The 20221-nt window shown below is 73.2% G+C and carries 17 protein-coding genes and 1 pseudogene; 14 read left to right on the top strand and 4 right to left on the bottom strand.

Features of this window, described 5'->3' with window-relative positions; translation table 11 throughout:
• The first annotated feature begins 128 nt into the window (after positions 1-128).
• From ACFV6X_RS00230 to ACFV6X_RS00175, 12 genes and pseudogenes are all read left to right on the top strand, one after another.
• Entirely contained in the window at positions 129-1955 is a 1827-nt protein-coding gene (locus ACFV6X_RS00230; protein WP_385375311.1) for a gamma-glutamyltransferase family protein, read from the top strand.
• 130 nt (positions 1956-2085) lie between these two features.
• Positions 2086-2931, top strand: a complete 846-nt coding sequence (locus ACFV6X_RS00225) for an inositol monophosphatase family protein (RefSeq protein ID WP_385375308.1) — start codon at positions 2086-2088, stop codon at positions 2929-2931.
• Between the two features lie 108 nt (positions 2932-3039).
• Positions 3040-4449, top strand: a complete 1410-nt coding sequence (locus ACFV6X_RS00220) for a phytoene desaturase family protein (RefSeq protein ID WP_385375305.1) — start codon at positions 3040-3042, stop codon at positions 4447-4449.
• Positions 4446-4958 carry an O-acetyl-ADP-ribose deacetylase gene (locus ACFV6X_RS00215; RefSeq protein ID WP_385375302.1) on the top strand — a complete coding sequence of 171 codons (513 nt, stop codon included), beginning with the start codon at positions 4446-4448 and terminating at the stop codon, positions 4956-4958. Before ACFV6X_RS00220 ends, ACFV6X_RS00215 begins: the two co-directional genes overlap by 4 nt.
• Positions 4959-5173: 215 nt before the next feature.
• A complete protein-coding gene (locus tag ACFV6X_RS00210; RefSeq protein WP_385375299.1) occupies positions 5174-9058 on the top strand; it encodes a glycoside hydrolase family 2 TIM barrel-domain containing protein in 3885 nt (1294 codons plus the stop codon).
• Positions 9059-9174: 116 nt separating this feature from the next.
• Positions 9175-9816: a phosphoribosyltransferase gene (locus ACFV6X_RS00205; RefSeq protein WP_385375296.1), complete on the top strand. Its 642-nt coding sequence runs from the start codon at positions 9175-9177 to the stop codon at positions 9814-9816.
• Between the two features lie 95 nt (positions 9817-9911).
• Positions 9912-10082: pseudogene (locus tag ACFV6X_RS00200) on the top strand (CBS domain-containing protein); the annotation flags it as partial.
• A 29-nt stretch (positions 10083-10111) separates the two neighbouring features.
• Positions 10112-10432 (top strand): DUF6343 family protein, encoded by a 321-nt coding sequence (locus tag ACFV6X_RS00195; RefSeq protein ID WP_385375293.1) that lies wholly within the window; start codon positions 10112-10114, stop codon positions 10430-10432.
• A 105-nt stretch (positions 10433-10537) separates the two neighbouring features.
• Positions 10538-11950: a dihydrolipoyl dehydrogenase gene (gene lpdA, locus ACFV6X_RS00190; protein WP_385375290.1), complete on the top strand. Its 1413-nt coding sequence runs from the start codon at positions 10538-10540 to the stop codon at positions 11948-11950.
• Between the two features lie 165 nt (positions 11951-12115).
• Positions 12116-12559: a hypothetical protein gene (locus tag ACFV6X_RS00185; RefSeq protein WP_385375287.1), complete on the top strand. Its 444-nt coding sequence runs from the start codon at positions 12116-12118 to the stop codon at positions 12557-12559.
• Positions 12560-12715: 156 nt separating this feature from the next.
• Positions 12716-14185, top strand: coding sequence for an AlkA N-terminal domain-containing protein (locus ACFV6X_RS00180; RefSeq protein ID WP_385376238.1), 1470 nt, complete (start codon positions 12716-12718; stop codon positions 14183-14185).
• 31 nt (positions 14186-14216) lie between these two features.
• A complete protein-coding gene (locus tag ACFV6X_RS00175) occupies positions 14217-14699 on the top strand; it encodes a methylated-DNA--[protein]-cysteine S-methyltransferase (protein ID WP_385375284.1) in 483 nt (160 codons plus the stop codon).
• Positions 14700-14714: 15 nt separating this feature from the next.
• Here the strand turns inward: ACFV6X_RS00175 and ACFV6X_RS00170 are convergent, their stop codons facing one another.
• Complete coding sequence (locus ACFV6X_RS00170; protein ID WP_385375281.1) at positions 14715-15440, bottom strand: NAD-dependent deacetylase; 726 nt, start codon at positions 15438-15440, stop codon at positions 14715-14717.
• A gap of 83 nt (positions 15441-15523) precedes the next feature.
• Here ACFV6X_RS00170 and ACFV6X_RS00165 point away from each other — a divergent pair, with 83 nt between their 5' ends.
• A complete protein-coding gene (locus tag ACFV6X_RS00165; RefSeq protein ID WP_385375278.1) occupies positions 15524-15724 on the top strand; it encodes a type II toxin-antitoxin system VapB family antitoxin in 201 nt (66 codons plus the stop codon).
• 174 nt (positions 15725-15898) lie between these two features.
• On the opposite strand, the gene ACFV6X_RS00160 is transcribed toward ACFV6X_RS00165, so the two are convergent.
• On the bottom strand, positions 15899-16390 hold the full coding sequence (locus ACFV6X_RS00160) for an NUDIX domain-containing protein (protein ID WP_385375276.1): 492 nt from the start codon (positions 16388-16390) through the stop codon (positions 15899-15901).
• Positions 16391-16533: 143 nt separating this feature from the next.
• On the bottom strand, positions 16534-17607 hold the full coding sequence (locus tag ACFV6X_RS00155; protein ID WP_385375274.1) for an ADP-ribosylglycohydrolase family protein: 1074 nt from the start codon (positions 17605-17607) through the stop codon (positions 16534-16536).
• 182 nt (positions 17608-17789) lie between these two features.
• On the opposite strand from ACFV6X_RS00155, the gene ACFV6X_RS00150 reads away from it, so the two are divergent.
• The gene (locus ACFV6X_RS00150; RefSeq protein ID WP_385376235.1) at positions 17790-18926 is read left to right on the top strand and encodes a glycerate kinase; all 1137 of its coding nucleotides are present in this window, start codon (positions 17790-17792) and stop codon (positions 18924-18926) included.
• Positions 18927-19298: 372 nt separating this feature from the next.
• On the opposite strand, the gene ACFV6X_RS00145 is transcribed toward ACFV6X_RS00150, so the two are convergent.
• Positions 19299-20174: an oxidoreductase gene (locus ACFV6X_RS00145; RefSeq protein WP_385375271.1), complete on the bottom strand. Its 876-nt coding sequence runs from the start codon at positions 20172-20174 to the stop codon at positions 19299-19301.
• Positions 20175-20221 lie beyond the last annotated feature (47 nt).

Below are 20221 nucleotides of genomic sequence, written 5' to 3'. Positions count from 1 at the left end.
TCGATAGCCTGCGGGGAGAGTGCGGGGGAGGCGGGCGCGGGCTCGCACTCCCCGGACGCTCCCCAGAGCCGACCGTGAGGGCCGACCCGTCCGGCCGATGCACGCAGACCAGCAAGGTGAAAGGCCACATGTTCACCACCCGCCCCACTCTCCAGGGCACCTTCGGCATGGTGTCGTCCACCCACTGGCTCGCCTCGCAGTGCGCGATGGCGGTGCTGGAGGACGGCGGCAACGCCTATGACGCGGCCGTCGCGGGCGCGTTCGTGCTGCACGTCGTCGAGCCGCATCTCAACGGGCCCGCCGGCGAGGTGCCCATCCTGCTCGCACCCGCGGGCGGGGAGGTGCGGGTGCTGTGCGGGCAGGGCGTGGCGCCCGCCGAGGCGAGCGTCGCCCGTTACCGGGGGCTCGGCCTCGACCTCGTTCCCGGCACCGGGCCCCTGGCCGCCGCCGTCCCGGGCGCGTTCGACGCCTGGATGCTGCTGCTGCGCGACCACGGCACGAAACCGCTCGCCGACGTGCTGAAGTACGCCGTCGGGTACGCGGAGCACGGGCACGCGCCCGTGGAACGGGTCGGCGAGACCGTGGAGACCGTGCGTGAGCTGTTCGAGACGGAGTGGCCCTCGTCGGCGGAGGTGTACCTGCCGGACGGCAGGGCTCCGCGCCCCGGCGAGCTGCTGTGCAACCCCGCGCTCGCCGACACCTGGAAGCGCCTGCTCGCCGAGGTCGCCGGGGCGGGGGACAGGGAGGCGCAGATCGAGGCGGCCAGGGAGGTGTGGCGCACCGGATTCATCGCGGAGGCACTGGTACGGCAGGCCGGGCGCCCGACACTGGACACCAGCGGCGAGCGCCACACCGGCACCCTCACGGCAGCCGACCTCGCCGGCTGGTCCGCCACCTACGAGGCGCCCGCGACGTACGACTGGAACGGCTGGACCCTGTGCAAGGCCGGCCCCTGGAGCCAGGGTCCGGTGCTGCTCCAGCAGCTCGCGCTGCTGCCGCCCGAGCTGCCCGCCTACGGGTCCGCGGAATACGTCCACCTGCTGATCGAGGGTTCCAAGCTCGCCATGGCCGACCGCGAGGCCTGGTACGGCGACGCGCGCGAGGTGCCGCTCGACGACCTGCTGTCGGTGCCGTACAACGCGCTGCGGCGCGGCCTCGTCGGCGACCGGGCGTCGCACGAACTGCTGCCCGGCAGCCCGGGCGGGCGCACGCCCCGGCTGTGCGCCCACGCGCGCGTGGTGGCCACCGAGGACCCCGGGTTCAGCCCGATGGGGGTGGGGGAGCCCACCGTCGCCAAGAGCACGCTCTCGCCGGTCCCCGGCGAACCCGACGTCTCCCGCGACGGCGGCACCCGGGGCGACACCTGCCACCTGGACGTCGTCGACCGGTGGGGAAACATGGTCGCCGCCACCCCCAGCGGCGGCTGGCTCCAGTCCAACCCCGTCGTGCCCGAGCTGGGCTTCCCGCTGGGTACGCGCCTGCAGATGACCTGGCTGGAGGAGGGCCTGCCGAACTCGCTGACGCCGGGACGCCGGCCGCGGACCACGCTCACACCGTCGATCGCACTGCGTGAGGGGGTGCCGGTGATGGCGTTCGGCACGCCCGGCGGGGACCAGCAGGACCAGTGGCAGCTGCACTTCTTCCTGGCGGTCGCCCTGCGTTCACCGGTCCGCGGCGGACTCGACCTCCAGGGTGCCATCGACGCCCCGAACTGGCACCACGACAGCTTCCCCGGCTCGTTCTACCCGCGCGGGATGCGCCCCGGGAGCGTGACGGTCGAGGGGCGGACGGCCCCGGAGGTGGTCGAGGAGCTGCGGCGGCGTGGGCACGACGTCACGGTGGGTGACGACTGGTCGGAGGGGCGGCTGTGCGCCGTGGCGCGGGACCCGGAGACGGGCGTGCTGTCGGCCGCGGCGAACCCGCGGGGGATGCAGGGGTACGCGGTCGGGCGCTGACCGGGGGCTCGGGCGCCGAGCACCGGGTACCGGCCCTTGGCGGCGGGCGGGCGTCGGGAATTCATCCCGATTCCACCCGGAGTGCACCGGCGGGGCGGGGATTGTCAGTGCCACGTGCTCTCATGGAGGCATGTTCGAAGACATGGAAACCATCGACGAGTTTCTCGCACGTCACTCGGCCGACGTCGAGGAAGCGGTGCGCAAGGCCGCGGCCACCGAGATCATGCCGCGCTTCCGGCAGCTGGCCGCGCACGAGATCGACCAGAAGAGCGGCCCGCACGACCTGGTGACGGACGCCGACCGGCTGGCCGAGCGGCACCTCACCGAGGCGCTGGGCGTGCTGCTGCCCGGCTCCGTGGTGGTCGGCGAGGAGGCGGTGCACGCCAACCCCGCGTCGTACGAGGCGATCCGCGGCGACGCCCCGGTCTGGATCATCGACCCGGTGGACGGCACCCGGCAGTTCGTGCACGGCGACGAGGGCTTCTGCACGCTGGTCGCGCTCGCGCACCACGGCGTCGTGCTGGCCTCGTGGACGTACGCGGCCGCCCGTGACCAGCTGGCCACGGCGGTGCGCGGCCAGGGTGCCTTCCTCGACGGCGAGCGGCTGTTCGCGGGCCCGCCCACGCCGGGCCGTGACCTGCGGATCGCCACCTCCCACCCGGACTACACGAGCGACGAGGAGAAGCGCGCGCTGCTCGGCCTGTGGACGGACGGCGTCGCCCCGCGCGAGTGCGGCTCGGCCGGCCTGGAGTATCTCGCCGTCGCACGCGGCGAGTCGGACGCGACGGCGTTCTCTTGGGAGGCCGCGTGGGACCACGCCGCGGGCCTGCTGCTGGTCGAGGAGGCCGGTGGCGCCCACCTGACCCGCACCGGCGAGCCGTTCCGCGTCACGGGCGGCAACACCCTGCCCTTCACCGCGGCCCGCGACGCGGCCACGGCCCGCCGGGTGGTGGGACTGCTGGCCTCGGCGGTCTGAGCGCCCGCCGCAGCGCGGCGGGCCCCCGTCGCGGAGGAGTGTCAGTCCCCCGGCATATCCTGATCCTGAGTGGCCATCGGCTGACGAAGGAGTCCGAAGGTGCCGTCGATGCTCGATGCGGTCGTGGTGGGTGCGGGGCCGAACGGACTGACCGCCGCCGTGGAGCTGGCCCGCCGCGGCTTCTCCGTGGCGGTGTTCGAGGCGCGGGACACGATCGGCGGGGGTGCCCGCACCGAGGAGCTCACGCTTCCAGGCTTCCGGCACGACCCGTGCTCGGCCGCCCATCCCCTCGGGATCAACTCGCCGGCGTTCCGTGCGCTCCCCCTGGACCGCTACGGCCTGGAGTGGCTGCACGCCCCGCTGCCCATGGCGCACCCCTTTCCCGACGGCACCGCGGCGGTCCTGTCCCGGTCGGTCGGTGAGACGGCCGCCTCCATGGGGCCGCGGGACGCGGGGGCGTACCGCAGGCTGGTAAGGCCCTTCCTGCCCCACTGGGACACACTGGCCCGCGACTTCATGTCCCTGCCGCTGACCGCGCTGCCCCGTGACCCGGTGACCCTCGCCCGCTTCGGCCTGGTCGGCCTGCCCCCGTCCACCTGGCTGACCCGCCGTTTCCGCGACGAACCCGCCAAGACCCTCTTCGCCGGACTCGTCGCCCATGTGATGGCCCCCCTCACCGGCTTCGCCACCGGCGCGGTCGGCCTGGTCTTCGCCCTCGCCGCGCACGCCCGGGGCTGGCCCGTGGCCCGGGGTGGCTCGCAGGCCATCTCGGACGCGCTGGCCGCCTACCTGAAGGACCTCGGCGGCGCCATCCACACCGACTACGAGGTCAAGCGCCTGGACGACCTGCCGCCCGCCCGCGCGTACGTCTTCGACACCTCACCCACGGCCCTGGCCCGCATCGCGGGTTTCGGCCGCTACTACGAGGGGTACCGGTACGGCCCGGGCGTCTTCAAGATCGACTACGCGCTGGACGGCCCGGTCCCGTGGACCGCCGAGGAGCCCCGCAGGGCAGGGACCGTGCAGATCGGCGGAAACAGCGCCGAGATCGCCACGGCGCTGCGCGAGGCGTCCCGTCTCGGCCGGGCGCCCGACGCGCCGTTCCTTATCACCGTGCAGCCGAGCGTCGCCGACCCCACCCGGGCCCCCGAGGGCAAGCAGGTCTTCTGGGCGTACGGCCATGTGCCCAGTGGCTGGACCGGAGACCTCACCGATGCCATCGAGCGCCAACTGGAGCGCTACGCCCCGGGTTTCCGCGACCGCGTCCTGGCCCGCGCGAGCGCCGGACCGCCCGAACTCGCCGCCCGCAACGCCAACTACGTCGGCGGCGACATCGCCTCGGGCGCGGTCAGCGGACTCCAGGCCGTGCTGCGGCCCAAACTGTCCCTGTTCCCGTACAGCACCCCGCACCCGGCCGTGTACCTCTGCTCGTCGGCCACCCCGCCGGGGCCGGGCGTGCACGGCATGTCGGGGCACAACGCGGCGAAGGCCGTGTGGAGGAGGCTGAGGCAGACATGACCCCTCACATCACGCTCGTCCAGGGCGACATCACCGAGCAGAGCGCCGACGCCATCGTCAACGCCGCCAACTCCTCGCTGCTGGGCGGCGGCGGTGTGGACGGCGCGATCCACCGGCGCGGCGGCCCCGCGATCCTGGAGGACTGCCGCAAGCTGCGCGCCTCCCGCTACGGCAAGGGCCTGCCGACGGGACAGGCGGTCGCCACCACGGCAGGCGACCTGGACGCCCGGTGGGTGATCCACACCGTGGGCCCGGTCCACTCCGCGCAGGAGGACCGCTCCGGGCTGCTGGCCTCCTGCTACCGGGAATCCCTGCGCGTCGCCGACGAGTTGGGCGCGCGCACCCTCGCGTTCCCGGCCGTCTCCGCCGGCGTCTTCGGCTGGCCGATGGACGACGCCGCGCGGATCGCGGTCGAGACCGTCCGGGCCGCGGGGACGTCGGTCGAGGAGGTCAGGTTCGTGCTCTTCGACGAGCGGGCGTACGAGGCGTTCGTGGGACAGGTGGGCTGACGTGGGCCGCCATGCCGGGCCCTCTCAGGAACGAACAAAGTCCGACGGGGCAATTGCTCGGTCGTGTTCGAAGTCCTAGGGTGAGCCGGGCGCAGCAGCCCACACCGTCCTCGCGAGCCGCGTCCCACCACGACGGCAACGGCTGCCCCGTCACCGTGAGGTGACCCGCCCTCAGTTCGTGCAGCGCACTGTTCGTCCCGAGGAAGGACACGGTCATGCCGCACCCGTACCCCTCTCCCTTCGGCCGGCCCGTCGTCAGCCGCCGCCGGCTTCTGGAGTCGGGCGCCGCCGTGCTCGGCGCGCTCGCCCTGTCCTCGTCGCCCGCCGCCGCGTACGCCACCTCGCGCGGCGCGACGCAGGACGCCCCGCCCGAGTGGAACGGCGACATCGGCCTGTTCCGGCTGGGCACCGAGCCCCCGCACACCACGCTCACGCCGTACGCGGACGCACGGCAGGCCCTCGCCGCCGACCGCACCCGCTCGCCGTACCGGCTGAGCCTCGACGGCAGCTGGAAGTTCGCCTACGCCGACCGCCCCGACGACCGGGACCCGGACTTCCACCGCACCGACGTCGACGACTCCACCTGGGACACCGTCCCGGTCCCCTCCTGCTGGCAACTGCACGGCTACGACGCCCCGATCTACATCAACATCACCTACCCCTGGTGGGGTCCCAACGGCCGGGGCGAGGAGGCACAGCCCCCGGCCGCCCCCACCCGCCACAACCCCGTCGGCCAGTACCGGCGCACCTTCACCGTGCCCCGCTCCTGGGAGGGACGGCGGACCTTCCTGCACTTCGAGGGCGTCAAGTCGGCCCACTACGTGTGGATCAACGGGGAACTGGTGGGCTACCACGAGGACTCCTACACGCCCGCCGAGTACGACATCACCGCGCACCTGAGGCCCGGCACCAACCAGATCGCGGTGGAGGTCTACCGCTACTCCGACGGAGACTGGCTGGAGGACCAGGACATGATCCGGCTGAGCGGCATCTTCCGCTCGGTCCACCTGTACTCCACCCCGGCCGTGCACCTGCGCGACTTCCGTCTCGACACCCCGCTCGGCGACGACTTCACCACCGCCGAACTGGCGGTCATCGCGCACGTACGCGACTACGGCGACGGCGGCGGGCGCCACACCGTGGAGACCCAGCTGTACGACGCGCGCGGGCACGCGGTCTGGCCCCGGCCGCTGCGCCAGGAGGCCGACGTTCCGGCCGGCGAGGAGACGACCGTGCGCGCCGCGCGCGCCGTGCCCGCGCCGCGGCTGTGGTCGGCCGAGCAGCCGTACCTCTACACGGCCGTCCTGCAACTGCGCGACCCGGCGGGCGAGGTCGTCGAGACGGTGTCGCACCGGGTGGGCCTGCGCGAGTTCGCGCTCAAGGGCGGCCTGATGCGCATCAACGGCAAGCCGGTGTCCCTGCGCGGCACCAACCGGCACGAGATGCATCCCGACCGCGGCATGGCGCTCACCCGCGCCGACCTCGTCGAGGACATCCAGATCATCAAGCGGCTGAACATCAACACGGTCCGCACCTCGCACTACCCCAACAACCCGCTGTGGCTGGAGCTCGCCGACGAGTACGGCCTGTACCTCGTGGACGAGACCAACCTGGAGACCCACGGCATACGCGACGAGTACCCGGGCGACCACCCCGAATGGACGAAGGCCTGCCTCGCCCGCGCGCAGAACATGGTCCACCGGGACAAGAACCACGCCTGCGTGGTCATCTGGTCGCTCGGCAACGAGGCCGGCGGCGGCAGCACCTTCACCGCCATGCACGACTGGATCCGTTCCTACGACCCCACCCGCGTCATCCAGTACGAGGGCGACGACCGCCCCGGCATCAGCGACATCCGCTCCAGGATGTACGAGAGCCCCCAGCGCGTCGAGGCCCGCGCCGAGGACGCGAACGACACCCGGCCGTACGTGATGATCGAGTACTCGCACGGGATGGGGAACTCCAACGGCAACTTCAAGAAGTACTGGGACGTCGTCCGCCGCCACGACGTGCTCCAGGGCGGCTGGATCTGGGACTTCGCCGACCAGGCGCTGACCTGGCCCACCCCGGTCCGCACACTGTTGACCGAGACCGGGCCCGCCGCACTGAGCGGCGAGCTCCTCGCCCCGGCCGGCACCTTCCACCGGGCCAAGGGCCTCACCGGCGGTACCGTCTTCGCCCGCGACGACCGCCTCGACCTCACCGGCTCGCTGACGCTGGAGGCCTGGGTCACTCCCGGGGTGACGGGCTATCACCAGCCCATCCTCGCCAAGGGCGACACCCAGTACGCCCTGAAACAGACCGACCGGAACCTGGAGTTCTTCCTCCACTCCGGCGGACAGTGGATCACCGCGAGCTGGCCCCTGCCGGACGACTGGACCGGCCGCGAGCACCACATCGCCGGAGTCTTCGACGCGGACGCGGGCACACTCGCCCTCCACGTCGACGGCGCCGTGCGGGCCACCCGGACCACCGACCGGCGCCCCGGCAGCAACACCGCCCCTCTCGCGCTCGGGACCGACGTCGACAACCCGACCCGTGACTTCAGCGGCACCGTCCGCCGCGCCCGCGTGTACGCCCGCGCCCTGAGCGCCGGCGAGCTGGCCTCCGGCGGCCGCGGTCCGGGCGACGACGGCGTGCGCTTCTGGTTCGACGCCGCCACCGTGCGCCTCACCGAACGGCGGCCCGCGCAGCGGACGTTCCTCGCCTACGGCGGGGACTGGGGGGACCACCCCAACGACGGGGCGTTCTCCGGCGACGGCATCGTCAGGGCCGACCGCGGCAGTACCGGCAAGGCCGTCGAGGTCAAGCAGATCTACCAGGCGATCGACGTCTCCGCGGCCCCCGGCGGCCCCGGCGCGGTCACCCTCACCAACGAGTACCTATTCACCGGTTTGCGCGAGTTCGACGGCCACTGGACCCTCGTCGCCGACGGCCAGGCCGTCCAGCGCGGCAGGCTGAGCCGCGAGCAGCTGGACGTCCCACCGCTGAGCAGCAAGGACGTCGCCCTGCCCGTGCGGCTGCCGGGCAATCCGGCGCCCGGCACGGAGTACTTCCTCCAGCTGTCCTTCACCACCAGGGAGCCCACGAAGTGGGCCGAGGCCGGCTTCGAGGTGGCCAAGCGGCAACTCCCGCTCGACGTGCGCGTCCCGGCCGTCACCCCGGCCCCGCTGGACAGCGTTCCGGCGCTCACGTACGAGGACGGCGAGGACTTCGTCACCGTGACGGGCAAGGGGTTCTCCGTCACCGTCGACAAGGGCAGCGGCGTCATCACGTCCTACGTGGCCGCGGGCACCCGCTTGATCACCTCGGGGCCCGCGCCGAACTTCTGGCGGGCGCCCACCGACAACGACAGGGGCAACGGCCAGCACACCCGCAACCAGACCTGGCGGGACGCCGGCGCCCTGCGCGAAGTGACGGGCGTGCGCGTACGCGCCCTGCGGGACCGGGCCGTCGAGGTCGAGGTCGGCGGCACCCTGCCCACGTCGACCGAGTCGGCGTACACCACCACCTACACGGTGTTCGGCAACGGTGAGATCAAGGTCGACCACACCCTGCACCCGGGCGCGGCGAACCTGCCGTACCTGCCGGAGGTCGGCACCCTGCTGTTCCTGCCACGGCGCCTCGACCGGCTGCACTACTACGGCCGCGGACCCGACGAGAACCACTGGGACCGCAACAACGGCACCGACGTCGGCGTGTACGCCGGCACCGTCGCCGGCCAGTGGACGCCGTACCTGCGCCCGCAGGAGAACGGCAACCGGACCGACGTGCGCTGGGCTGCGCTGACCGGGCGGGACGGAGCGGGACTGCTGGTCTGCGGGGAGCCGCTGGTGGAGGTCAACGCCTCGCACTTCACGCCCGAGGACCTGTCGTCCGGCGTGCGCCACGACTACCAGCTCACTCCCCGTGACGCGGTCGTGCTGCGGGTGAACCACCGGCAGATGGGCGTGGGCGGCGACGACAGCTGGGGCGCCCACACCCACGACGAGTACAAACTGTTCGCCGACCGCGACTACGCCTACACCTACCGGCTGCGCCCGCTGCGCGACGTACGGGACGCGACGGCGCAGGCCCGCAGGCCGACCGCCACCGAGTAGCGGCACCACGGCGCCCGGCACTCCCGGGACGGTCTTCGCGTGTCGGGTGCCGCACGGTGGAAACCCGTACGACCACAGGGCGAGAGGACGACGACCCCGTGGCGGAAGGGGAACACATGCGTTTCCGTGACCGTGCCCATGCCGGGCGGGAACTGGCCGGGCATCTGCGCATCCTGCAGGAGAAGGGGACACTCCCGGATCCGGTGGTCCTCGCCCTGCCCCGGGGCGGTGTCACGGTGGCCCGGGAGGTCGCGCTGGCGCTCGGCGCGCCGCTCGACGTGCTGGTGGTCCGCAAGATCGGGGCGCCGTTCCACGAGGAGTTCGGGGTCGGGGCCCTCGCGGGCGACGAGCCGCCGTTCTTCGACACCCGGGCCCTGGAGCAGATGGGCCTGAACGAGGCCGAGCTGGCGCCGATCGTGGCCCGGGAGCGGACGGAGCTGCACCGCCGCGAGGAGCGGTACCGCCAGGACCGGCCCGCCGCCGAACTGCACGGACGCACCGCCATCCTCGTCGACGACGGACTGGCCACCGGGTCGACCGCGCGGGCCGCCGTGCGCGCGGTCCGGCACCGGGAGCCGGAGCGGATCGTCGTCGCCGCGCCGGTCTGCTCGCACGAGGCGTGCGACCTGCTGCGCGGCGAGGCCGACGACGTGGTGTGCCTGCTGCGGCCGAGCCCGTTCCACGCGGTCGGCCTCTGGTACGACGACTTCGAACAGCTGACGGACGAGGACGTGCTGGAAGCGCTGCACGGCAGCTGACCCGGCGGGCCCAGGAGGTGCCCATGAGCAGGTGGATACGGCGCAGGTCATGCGCGACCAGGGCATCGGCGTGGCGTACGACCGGGAGCTGTTCGGACACGGTCGAGCGCGCGCTCACGCTGATGCGGCGGTACGCCGTCCGCAGGCTGACCGTCGTCGACCACGGTGGCCGTCCGGTCGGCATGGTCAGCCTCGGCGACCTCGCCCCCACCGAGGGCCCCCGCTCCGCGCTCGCCGAGATCAGCCGGGCGGCCCCGAACCACTGAGGTCCCGCACCACGGAAGGCCGGCACGCCATGTCCCCTGAAGAGCCCGAGCCCCGGGAGCGGTCGGGCGCGCACCCCGCGCGCCGCCCCCGCACCGGCACCGAACCCCGCACCGCCCGGAGCCCGCTGCGCCTGCGCATGCTGCTCAACGCCGTCTTCCTGCCCGTGGTCCTCGCGGCGACGGTGCTGTTCGCCCTCTGGGCCGCGAACTCCTCGCCGTCCGGAGTCCCCGGTCCCGCGGCGCTGACCGGCCTGGCCGTCGCCTGCGGCGTGCTCGCCCTCGTCGCCGCCGTGGACGGGGTGGTCGTACGGCGCCGGATGCGGCAGGAACGAGACGGGCGCCCGTCCTGAGACCGGCGTCATGGCGATCACTGTGGCCATCGGCGGAGCGGGGCGAAAGAATCCCTTACCAACGCGGACCGACCGTGCTGCATCACACCGAAAAGGACCTGACGCATGGACGAGCAGGACGAGCGCTTCGACGTCGTCGTTCTCGGAGCGGGCCCCGGCGGTTACGTCGCCGCCGTCCGGGCCGCCCAACTGGGCAGGAGCGTCGCCGTCGTGGAGGAGAGGTACTGGGGCGGCGTCTGCCTGAACGTCGGCTGCATCCCCACCAAGGCCCTCCTGCGCAACGCCGAGCTCGCGCACATCGTCACCCGTGAGGCCAAGACCTTCGGCATCAAGGTCGACGGCGAGGTCTCCTTCGACTACGGCGAGGCCTTCCGCCGCAGCCGCCGGGTCGCGGACGGCCGGGTCAAGGGCGTCCACTACCTGATGAAGAAGAACAAGATCACGGAGTTCGACGGCCGCGGGACGTTCCTCGACGCGCACACCCTCCAGGTCACCGACTACGAGGGCACCACCCGCACGATCGGCTTCGAGAACTGCGTCATCGCCACCGGCGCCACCCCCAAGCTGCTCCCCGGCACCCGCCGCACCTCGCGCGTCGTGACGTACGAGGAGCAGATCCTCGCCGAGGACCTGCCCCGGTCGGTCGTCATCGCGGGCGCCGGAGCGATCGGCATCGAGTTCGCCTACGTGCTGCACAACTACGGCGTGAAGGTCACCGTCGTGGAGTTCCTGGACCGGGTCGTCCCCTTGGAGGACGCGGAGGTCTCGGCCGAACTGGCCCGCCAGTACCGCAAGCTGGGCATCGACGTGCTGACCTCGACCCGCGTCGACGCCATCGACGAGTCCGGCCCGCAGGTCCGCGTCACGGTCACCGCCAAGGACGGCTCGCAGCAGGTGCTGGAGGCCGACAAGGTGCTCCAGGCGATCGGCTTCGGGCCCAACGTCACGGGCTACGGCCTGGAGAACACCGGCGTCCGCGTCACCGAGCGCGGCGCGATCGACGTCGACGGCCGCTGCCGCACCTCCGTGCCGCACATCTACGCCATCGGCGACGTCACCGCGAAGCTCATGCTCGCGCACGCCGCCGAGGCCATGGGCATCGTCGCCGCCGAGACCCTCGCGGACGCCGAGACGATGGAACTCGACTACGCGATGATCCCGCGCGCCACCTACTGCCAGCCGCAGGTCGCCAGCTTCGGCTACACCGAGGCCCAGGCCCGTGAGCTGGGCTACGACGTCAAGGTGGTCAAGTTCCCGTTCACCGCCAACGGCAAGGCGCACGGCCTCGGCGACGCCACCGGCTTCGTGAAGCTGATCAGCGACGCCAGGTACGGCGAGCTGGTCGGCGGCCACCTCATCGGCCCGGACGTCACCGAGCTGCTGCCCGAGCTGACCCTGGCCCAGCAGTGGGACCTGACCGTCCACGAGGTCGCGCGCAACGTACACGCGCACCCGACGCTGGGCGAGGCGGTCAAGGAGGCGGTGCACGGGCTGGCCGGCCACATGATCAACATGTGAGCCGAATGCCCGTCCCCGCAGGTGAAAGACCATTTCCCACCCGTCCGCGCCTCTCCCGGGTGTCACTCGAGCGGCGTAATCGGAATGGCGGCACCCCGGAGGCGCCCCGACGCTGGAAGTCACCCACATGGGGACACCTACACGGGGACGGAAGGGACGGCCGCCATGGCTCAGCACGCTGCACACCCGACGGGAAGCCCGCACACCGCGCCGACGGAGCGCCGCGAAGGATGGGTCACCGGGGGCGTCACGTTCGCCGGTGTGCTGATGTTGTGCGCCGGTGTGCTGGCGGTGCTCCAGGGCATCGCGGCGATCGCCGAGGACAACGTCTACGCCCGCGTCGGCACCTACGTCTACGAGCTGAACCTCACCGGCTGGGGCTGGATCCACCTGGTCCTCGGCGTCCTGGTGGCGGTGACCGGCTGGGGCCTGCTGGTCGGCCAGTCCTGGGCGCGGTACGCCGGTATCGCGCTGGCCGCGATCAGCCTGATCCTGCAGTTCATCTTCCTGCCCTACCAGCCCGTCTGGTCGGTCGTCATGATGGCGATCGACGTGTTCATCATCTGGGCGCTGGCCACCTGGCAGGAAGCTCCGGCCGCCACCCGCTGACGTCCGCACGGCAGGCGGGGCGGCTCCCCTCGGGAGGCCGCCCCGCTGTGCGAGTCGGGGCGTGATCCGGGCCCGTCCAGGACAGCGAAGGTCGATGTCGGATTCTCGCCAGCCCGCGCGCCTCCGGTGGACGATGCTGGAGGCATGCAGAAGGGGATGCACACCGACACCGAGCGCTGTCTGCGGGCCGTCCGGTCCAAGGACGCCCGCTTCGACGGCTGGTTCTTCACCGCCGTCCTGACCACCGGGATCTACTGCCGTCCCAGCTGCCCGGTCGTGCCGCCCAAACCGGCGAACATGGTGTTCCACCCGAGCGCGGCGGCCTGTCAGCAGGCCGGTTTCCGGGCGTGCAAGCGCTGCCGCCCGGACACCAGCCCCGGCTCCCCGGAGTGGAACCAGCGCGCCGACCTGGTCGCCCGCGCCATGCGGCTGATCGCCGACGGCGTCGTGGACCGCGAGGGCGTCCCCGGTCTCGCCGCCCGGCTCGGCTACAGCGCCCGGCAGGTCGAACGCCAGCTGCTCGCCGAACTCGGCGCGGGCCCCCTCGCCCTGGCCCGCGCCCAGCGCGCCCAGACCGCCCGGCTGCTGATCGAGACGACCGCGCTGCCCATGGCGCAGATCGCCTTCGCGGCCGGCTTCGCCTCCATCCGCACCTTCAACGACACCGTCCGCGAGGTCTACGCCCTCACCCCCGGCGACCTGCGCGCGCGGGTACCGAGGGGACACGCCGGGGGCAGGTCGGGCGCCCTGTCCCTCCGGCTCCCGTTCCGCGCGCCGCTCAACCCCGACAACCTCTTCGGCCACCTCGCCGCCACCGCCGTACCCGGCGTGGAGGAGTGGCGGGACGGTGCCTACCGGCGCACGCTCCGCCTCCCCTACGGCCACGGCGTCGTCGCGCTCACCCCGCACCCCGACCACATCGCCTGCCGCCTCACCCTCAGCGACCTGCGCGACCTGCCCGTCGCCATCAGCCGCTGCCGCCGGATGCTCGACCTGGACGCCGACCCGGTCGCGGTCGACGACCAGTTGCGCGCCGATCCGGTGCTGGCGCCGCTGGTGGACAAGGCGCCCGGACGGCGGGTGCCGCGCACGGTCGACGAGGCCGAGTTCGCCGTACGGGCGGTGCTGGGGCAGCAGGTCTCCACGGCCGCCGCCCGCACCCACGCGGCCCGGCTGGTCACCGCCCACGGCGAGCCGGTCGAGGACCCCGAGGGCGGGCTCACCCATCTCTTTCCCTCCCCCGAGGCCCTGGCGTCGCTCGACCCCGAGTCGCTCGCCATGCCCCGCACCCGCCGCCGGACCTTCACCACGCTCGTCGGTCGACTCGCCGACGGCTCGCTCCACCTGGGCGTGGAGAGCGACTGGCCGGACGTCCGCGCCTGGCTGCTGGCCCTGCCCGGCTTCGGCCCCTGGACGGCCGACGTCATCGCGATGCGCGCCCTCGGCGACCCCGACGCCTTCCTCCCCACCGACCTCGGCATCCGCCGTGCGGCGGGGGAGCTGGGTCTGCCCTCCACCCCGGCCGCGCTCACGGCGCGCGCGGCCGCGTGGCGCCCCTGGCGGGCGTACGCGGTCCAGTACCTGTGGGCGACCGACAGTCACCCGATCAACTTCCTTCCCGTGTAAGCACTGTGCGAGTACCCGTACGAGGACCCCGATGCGACAGCACACCGTCATCGACAGCCCCTACGGCCTGCTCACCCTCGTCGCCGACGACGGCGTCCTGAGCGGCCTCTACATGACCGGCCAGCGGCACCGCCCGGCGGAGGAGACCTTCGGCGGGCGCGACGAAACACCCTTCGGCGAGGCCGTCGACCAGCTGACGGCCTACTTCGGCGGCGAGTTGAAGGACTTCAGCGTCGAACTGCGCCTGAACGGCACGCCGTTCCAGCGTTCCGTCTGGGACCAGCTCCGCCGCATCCCCTACGGCGAGACCCGCTCGTACGGCGAACTGGCCGAGGTCCTGGGCAATCCCCAGGCCTCCCGCGCGGTCGGCCTCGCCAACGGCAAGAACCCCATCGGCATCATCGTCCCCTGCCACCGGGTGATCGGCGCCGGCGGCGGCCTCACCGGCTACGGCGGCGGCCTGGAACGCAAGCAGCGCCTGTTGGACTTCGAACGAGGCGCGGCCCTGTTCTAGGTCCCGCCCGGGGTCCTAGCCGGCGAGGGCCCGCAACAGCCTCGGCAGCGCGGTGCCGATCGGTTCCCGTACGACCTCGTCGGCCTGGTCGTCGTACGGCGTCGGCTCGGCGTTGACGACGACCAGGCGTGCCCCGTGGTCGGCGGCGACGCCCGCGAGCCCGGCGGCGGGCTGCACCTGGAGACTGCTGCCGACCGCGAGGAACACCTGGCAGGCCTTGGTGATCGCGACGGCCTGGCCGAGGACGACCGGGTCGAGCCGTTCGCCGAACATGACCGTCGCCGACTTCAGGATCCCTCCGCACTCCAGGCACGCCGGATCGTCCTCACCGGCTTCGACACGGGCGAGCGCGTCCGTCATGGACCCGCGCGCATGACACCCGGTGCACACCACCGCGCGTGCGCTGCCGTGCAGTTCGAGCACCTTGCGGGCGGGCATCCCGGCGAGCTGGTGCAGCCCGTCCACGTTCTGCGTGATCACCCGCACCGGCACCCCGGACCGCTCCAGCTCCGCCACCGCCCGGTGCGCGGCGTTCGGCTCCGCCTGGAGCGTCCGGTTCTCGCGCCGCATCTGCCAGGAGCGCCGGCGGATCTCCGGATCGCCCATGTAGTACTCGTACGTCACGAGCTTCTCGGCCGCGGGATCCCGCCGCCACAGCCCGTTCGGGCCGCGGTAGTCCGGGATGCCGGAGTCGGTGGAGATGCCGGCGCCGCTGAGGATCGCGACGAGGGGCTTGTTCATGGGGTCGAGCGTAGGGCGGTGACGAACGGGTCGGCGAACCGGTATTCGGGTCGGCGGGGCGACGCCGCTGCTAGGGTCCGCGCATGGCCAAGGTCAATGTCTCGCTCGACGCCGAACTCGTCGTCGAAGCCATGGTGCTCGCAGGTGTCGGCAGCCCGCAGGACGCGGTGGAACTCGTCCTGCGTGACTACGTCGAGCGCGGCCACCGGACGGAGGCCAGGGTCGCCGAGCGGGACGAGGCGCTGCACGAGGTGGACGCCAAGCCACGCGACGTGGAGGGCTGAACCCGCGTGATCCAGGCGGCCCTTGCGTCCTGACGCGCCGCGGAGCCGACGCTCCTGGCGCGCCGGGTATCCGGGCGCCCCGCGCTTCTGACGTGCCGCGCATCCCGGCACCCCGCGCAGTCCGGTGCGTCCCGGCAGCGACACGCGCCCCCGCGCCCCCGCGCCCGCGACAGGTCAGCCGGCCCGGTGGCCGTTTTCCAGTTCGACCGTGTCCGTGCCGTTGGCCAGGGCGTCCAGGGCGGCCCGCACACGGCGGCCCGTGGCGCCGGGCAGACGCTCGGGGAGCTCGTCGGGATCGACGAACCGCCACGACAGCAGCTCCTCCTCCTGCAACCGGATCGCCTTGATGTCCTCCTCGCTCAGGATGCCGCCGTCGTAGAGGTACGCCACCAGCGGCGGCCGGGCGGTGCCGTGCACCCAGTCCACGGCGAGCAGGCGCCCCAGCTCGCGGTCCAGGCCGATCTCCTCCGCGGTCTCACGGCGCGCGCCCTGCCGGGGGGTCTCGCCGTCGTCGGACTCGATCGTGCCGCCCGGCAGCGCCCAGCCCTCGCGGTAATTGGGCTCGACGAGCAGCACACGGCCCTCGGCGTCACGGAAGAGCGCGGCGGCACCGGCGAGGACACGGGGCAGGCTCGCGATGTACGTGGCGAAGTCAGGAGTGGTCACCCTGGCAAGGGTAACCAGCGCACAGGGCCGCCTTCCCCGGCGCACGACGACCCCGAACGCGCCTCCCGCGCCCTGCGCCCGACCCGCGTCCTGCGCCCGACCCCCGCCGTGCGCCCGACCCCGCCCCGCCCTGCCCCGCGTGTCTACGCCTCCGCCTGCGCCAGCCGCAGCGTCCGCTGCGCCAGTTCGCTGATGCGGACCCCGTCGAAACCGAACACCGCGCTGCGCACCGTGTCCTCCAGCGGTTCCTTCCACTGGTCCGGAATCGCCTCCGCGCCGGTCAGCACACCGGCCACCGAACCCGCCGTGGCGCCGTTCGAGTCGGTGTCCAGCCCGCCCCGCACGGTCAGGGCGATGGTGCGGGTGAAGTCGCCGTCGCCGTACAGCAGCCCGGCGGTGAGCACCGCGGCGTTCGGGACCGTGTGGATCCAGCCCGGCCCCGCGGTCTCCTCGCCCACCGTGGTGAGCGTGTCCTCCCACGTCATCCGGGTCTCGTGCAGTGACATCACCCGCCGGACCGTACGGGCCAGCCGGCTGCTCGCCGGGACGACGCCGAGCGCCTCGTCCAGGGCCTGCCGCACGGTGGGCACGGTGAACGCGGCCGAGACCAGCGCCGCCGCCCACATGGCGCCGTAGACGCCGTTCCCGGTGTGCGACAGCACCGCGTCCCGGCGGGCCAGGCTGGCCGCGCGGCGGGGCTCGCCGGGACAGGTCCAGCCGTAGATGTCGGCGCGGATCAGGGCGCCGATCCACTCCTGGTACGGGTTCTCGTACGTCGCCGTCAGCGGCGGCTTCAGACCGTTCGCCAGGTTCCGGTAGGCCGCCCGCTCGGCCGTGAAGGTCTGCAGATACGGCAGGCGCAGCAGCCACAGGTCGCCGACCTGCTCGGTGCTGAAGCCGAAGCCGTGGGTCTCCAGCAGGTGCAGTCCGAGGATCGCGTAGTCGACGTCGTCGTCGCGGCAACTGCCGTGGATACGGCCGCGGACGCACTGGCGCCACTCCGGACGCAGTTCGGGCCCGGTGCCGCCGGGGGGCGGCTCGGGGAAGTAGTCGGTGAGCGGCAGGGCGGAGGCCTGCCGCAGGTAGTCGTCGATACGGTGCCGCGTCCACAGGTCGCCCTGCTCGACCGGTTTGCCCAGCATGTTGCCGGCGATCCGGCCCAGCCAGCCCCCCAGGACGCGGTCGGCGAGGTCTGGCTCGGTGCCCTCAGGGGTCATAGCTCCGGTCTACCCACTTCCGGCCACCGCCACAGGCCCTCCCCGGCCGACCGCCCGGGGATCCCGCGGAGCGGGGGCGGGCATGACGGCGGGGGTGTCCTGCGGTTAAGGTCGCAGCGGCGCGACTGGCCCTGACGTGTGCGGGGCCCGGAGAGCGAGGGGAAGACAAGGTGGCTGACGCTGTGGACGGTGCCCGTGGGGTGCTCATCGCCGCGGACAAGTTCAAGGGGTCGCTGACGGCCGTGCAGGTCGCCGAGCGGGTGACGGCCGGCCTGCGCCGCGTCGTGCCGGACCTCACGGTGGAGGCGCTGCCCGTGGCCGACGGCGGCGACGGCACCGTGGACGCGGCGGTCGCGGCCGGTTTCGAACGGCGTGAGGTGCGGGTCGCTGGGCCCCTCGGGGACCAGGTGACGGCCGCGTTCGCGCTGCGCGGTGACACCGCCGTCGTGGAGATGGCCGAGGCGAGCGGACTCCAGCGACTTCCGGCCGGGGTCTTCGCACCCCTGACGGCGTCCACGTACGGCTCGGGAGAGCTGCTGCGGGCAGCCCTCGACGCCGGGGCACGCACGATCGTCTTCGGGGTCGGCGGCAGTGCGACGACGGACGGTGGCGCGGGCATGCTGTCCGCGCTCGGCGCGCGCTTCCTGACGGCCGGCGGGGAGCCGGTGGCTCCGGGCGGCGGAGGGCTGGCCGAGCTGGCGTCCGCGGACCTGTCGGGCCTGGACGCGCGGCTCTCCTCGGTCGCACTGGTGCTGGCCAGCGATGTCGACAACCCGCTGACCGGGCCGAAGGGCGCGCCCGCGGTGTACGGCCCGCAGAAGGGGGCGTCCCCGGGCGACGTGGTGACACTGGACGCGGCGCTGGGGCACTTCGCGAAGGTGCTCGGGCAGGCAGTGGGGCCCAAGGCGGGCGAGTACGCCGGGGCGCCCGGGGCCGGTGCGGCGGGCGGTATCGGGTACGGCGCCATGCTGCTCGGCGCGCGCTTCCGGCCCGGCATCGAGGTCATGCTCGACGTGCTGGGCTTCGCGCCCGCCCTGGAGCGTGCCCACCTGGTGATCACCGGTGAGGGGTCGCTGGACGAGCAGACCCTGCACGGCAAGGCCCCGGCGGGCGTCGCCGCGGCGGCGCGGGCGGCGGGCAAGGAGGTCGTCGCGGTGTGCGGGCGGCTCGCGCTGACGCCTCAGGCGCTGGAGCGGGCGGGGATCCGGCGGGCGTACCCGCTGACCGAGATCGAACCGGACGTGGCGAAGTGCATCGCCGACGCCGGCCCGATCCTGGAGCGGACGGCGGAGCGCGTCGCGCAGGACCACCTGGTCTGAGCACTCCGCCCACCGGGCCGAAGAGCATCCCGCCCACCGGGCCGGAGAGCATCCCGCCCACCGGGTCGGCGAGCATCCCGCCCACCGGAGCCTGAGCACTCCGCCGACCCGGGCCCGGGCACCCCGCCCAACCGAGCCTGGACCTCCCACCCGAGCCCGGGTCCCCCCGAGCCTGGGCACCCCGCCCGAGCCTGGGCACCCCGCCCGAGCTTGGGCACCCCGCCCGAGCTTGGGCACCCCGCCCGAGCCTGGGCACCCCGCCCGAGCCTGGGCACTCCACCCGAGCCTGGGCACCCCGCCCGAGCCTGGGCACTCCGTCCCTGGCCGCCCGGTTTCGCCCACCCCGACGGTGGGCGACCAGGGCCGCCGGATTCAAGAGCCCGGCACGCTCCCGATCCCGTCCAGCTGGGCCATGGTCTCCGGCGACAGCGCTAGGTCCGCCGCGGCCAGGTTCTCCCGCAGGTGGGCCACCGACGACGTCCCCGGGATCACGGCGATCGCGGGGGAGCGGTGGAGGAGCCAGGCCAGGGCGACCTGCTGAGCGGAGGTTCCCAGCGCCGCCGCCACGCCGGCCAGCGTCTGCGACTGGAGCGGGTCGAAGCCGCCCAGCGGGAAGTACGGGACGAAGACGATGCCCTCGGACTCGCACCGCTTCAGCAGGGTGTCGTCCTGGCGGTTGGCCAGGTTGTAGAGATTCTGCACGGTGGCCACCGGGGCGATCCGCTGCGCCTCCGTGAGCTGCCGCGCCGACGCGCAGCTCAGGCCCAGGTGCCGGATCAGGCCCTCGCGGCGGAGGTCGGCCAGCGCCCCGAACTGCTCCGCGACCGGCTCCTCGTTCGGGGTGTCGTGCGACCCGAGGCGCAGGTTGACGACGTCCAGCACGTCCAGGCCGAGGTGCTCCAGGTTCTCGTGCACCTGCTTTTTGAGGTCGTCGGGGTCGCGGGACATGATCCAGCTTGCGCCGGGGCCGCGCCGGGCGCCGACCTTGGTGACGATGTGCAGGCCGGCCGGGTAGGGGTGCAGGGCCTCCTTGATCAGTTCGTTGACGACGGCCGGGCCGTAGAAGTCGGCGGTGTCCAGGTGCGTGACGCCTGCCTCGACCGCCGCCCGCAGCACGGCCAGGGCCTGCCCGCGGTCCTTCGGCGGGCCGGACACGTTCGGCCCGGCCAGCTGCATCGCGCCGTAGCCGATGCGGGTGAGCGTCAGCCCGTCGGCGGACGTGACCGTGCCGCCAGGTGTTGCAGACATGTCGTACCTCTCGGGAGCGGTTCCTGTGCGCTGTACGGCTGAGAGCC

The organism is Streptomyces sp. NPDC059861, from assembly GCF_042731435.1.
Taxonomy (GTDB): Bacteria; Actinomycetota; Actinomycetes; order Streptomycetales; family Streptomycetaceae; genus Streptomyces.
Note: the sequence above shows the minus strand (reverse complement) of the source record. Positions and strands in the feature narration are given on the sequence as shown.

What these genes read in the sequence shown, in the direction of transcription:
- ACFV6X_RS00205 (WP_385375296.1), top strand. Translation starts at nt 9,175, where the DNA reads ATGCGTTTCCGTGACCGTGCCCATGCCGGGCGGGAACTGGCCGGGCAT.
- ACFV6X_RS00215 (WP_385375302.1), top strand. Translation starts at nt 4,446, where the DNA reads ATGACCCCTCACATCACGCTCGTCCAGGGCGACATCACCGAGCAGAGC.
- ACFV6X_RS00145 (WP_385375271.1), bottom strand. Translation starts at nt 20,174, where the DNA reads ATGTCTGCAACACCTGGCGGCACGGTCACGTCCGCCGACGGGCTGACG.
- ACFV6X_RS00185 (WP_385375287.1), top strand. Translation starts at nt 12,116, where the DNA reads ATGGCTCAGCACGCTGCACACCCGACGGGAAGCCCGCACACCGCGCCG.
- ACFV6X_RS00155 (WP_385375274.1), bottom strand. Translation starts at nt 17,607, where the DNA reads ATGACCCCTGAGGGCACCGAGCCAGACCTCGCCGACCGCGTCCTGGGG.
- lpdA (WP_385375290.1), top strand. Translation starts at nt 10,538, where the DNA reads ATGGACGAGCAGGACGAGCGCTTCGACGTCGTCGTTCTCGGAGCGGGC.
- ACFV6X_RS00225 (WP_385375308.1), top strand. Translation starts at nt 2,086, where the DNA reads ATGTTCGAAGACATGGAAACCATCGACGAGTTTCTCGCACGTCACTCG.
- ACFV6X_RS00170 (WP_385375281.1), bottom strand. Translation starts at nt 15,440, where the DNA reads ATGAACAAGCCCCTCGTCGCGATCCTCAGCGGCGCCGGCATCTCCACC.
- ACFV6X_RS00220 (WP_385375305.1), top strand. Translation starts at nt 3,040, where the DNA reads ATGCTCGATGCGGTCGTGGTGGGTGCGGGGCCGAACGGACTGACCGCC.
- ACFV6X_RS00210 (WP_385375299.1), top strand. Translation starts at nt 5,174, where the DNA reads ATGCCGCACCCGTACCCCTCTCCCTTCGGCCGGCCCGTCGTCAGCCGC.
- ACFV6X_RS00230 (WP_385375311.1), top strand. Translation starts at nt 129, where the DNA reads ATGTTCACCACCCGCCCCACTCTCCAGGGCACCTTCGGCATGGTGTCG.
- ACFV6X_RS00195 (WP_385375293.1), top strand. Translation starts at nt 10,112, where the DNA reads ATGTCCCCTGAAGAGCCCGAGCCCCGGGAGCGGTCGGGCGCGCACCCC.
- ACFV6X_RS00180 (WP_385376238.1), top strand. Translation starts at nt 12,716, where the DNA reads ATGCACACCGACACCGAGCGCTGTCTGCGGGCCGTCCGGTCCAAGGAC.
- ACFV6X_RS00165 (WP_385375278.1), top strand. Translation starts at nt 15,524, where the DNA reads ATGGCCAAGGTCAATGTCTCGCTCGACGCCGAACTCGTCGTCGAAGCC.
- ACFV6X_RS00175 (WP_385375284.1), top strand. Translation starts at nt 14,217, where the DNA reads ATGCGACAGCACACCGTCATCGACAGCCCCTACGGCCTGCTCACCCTC.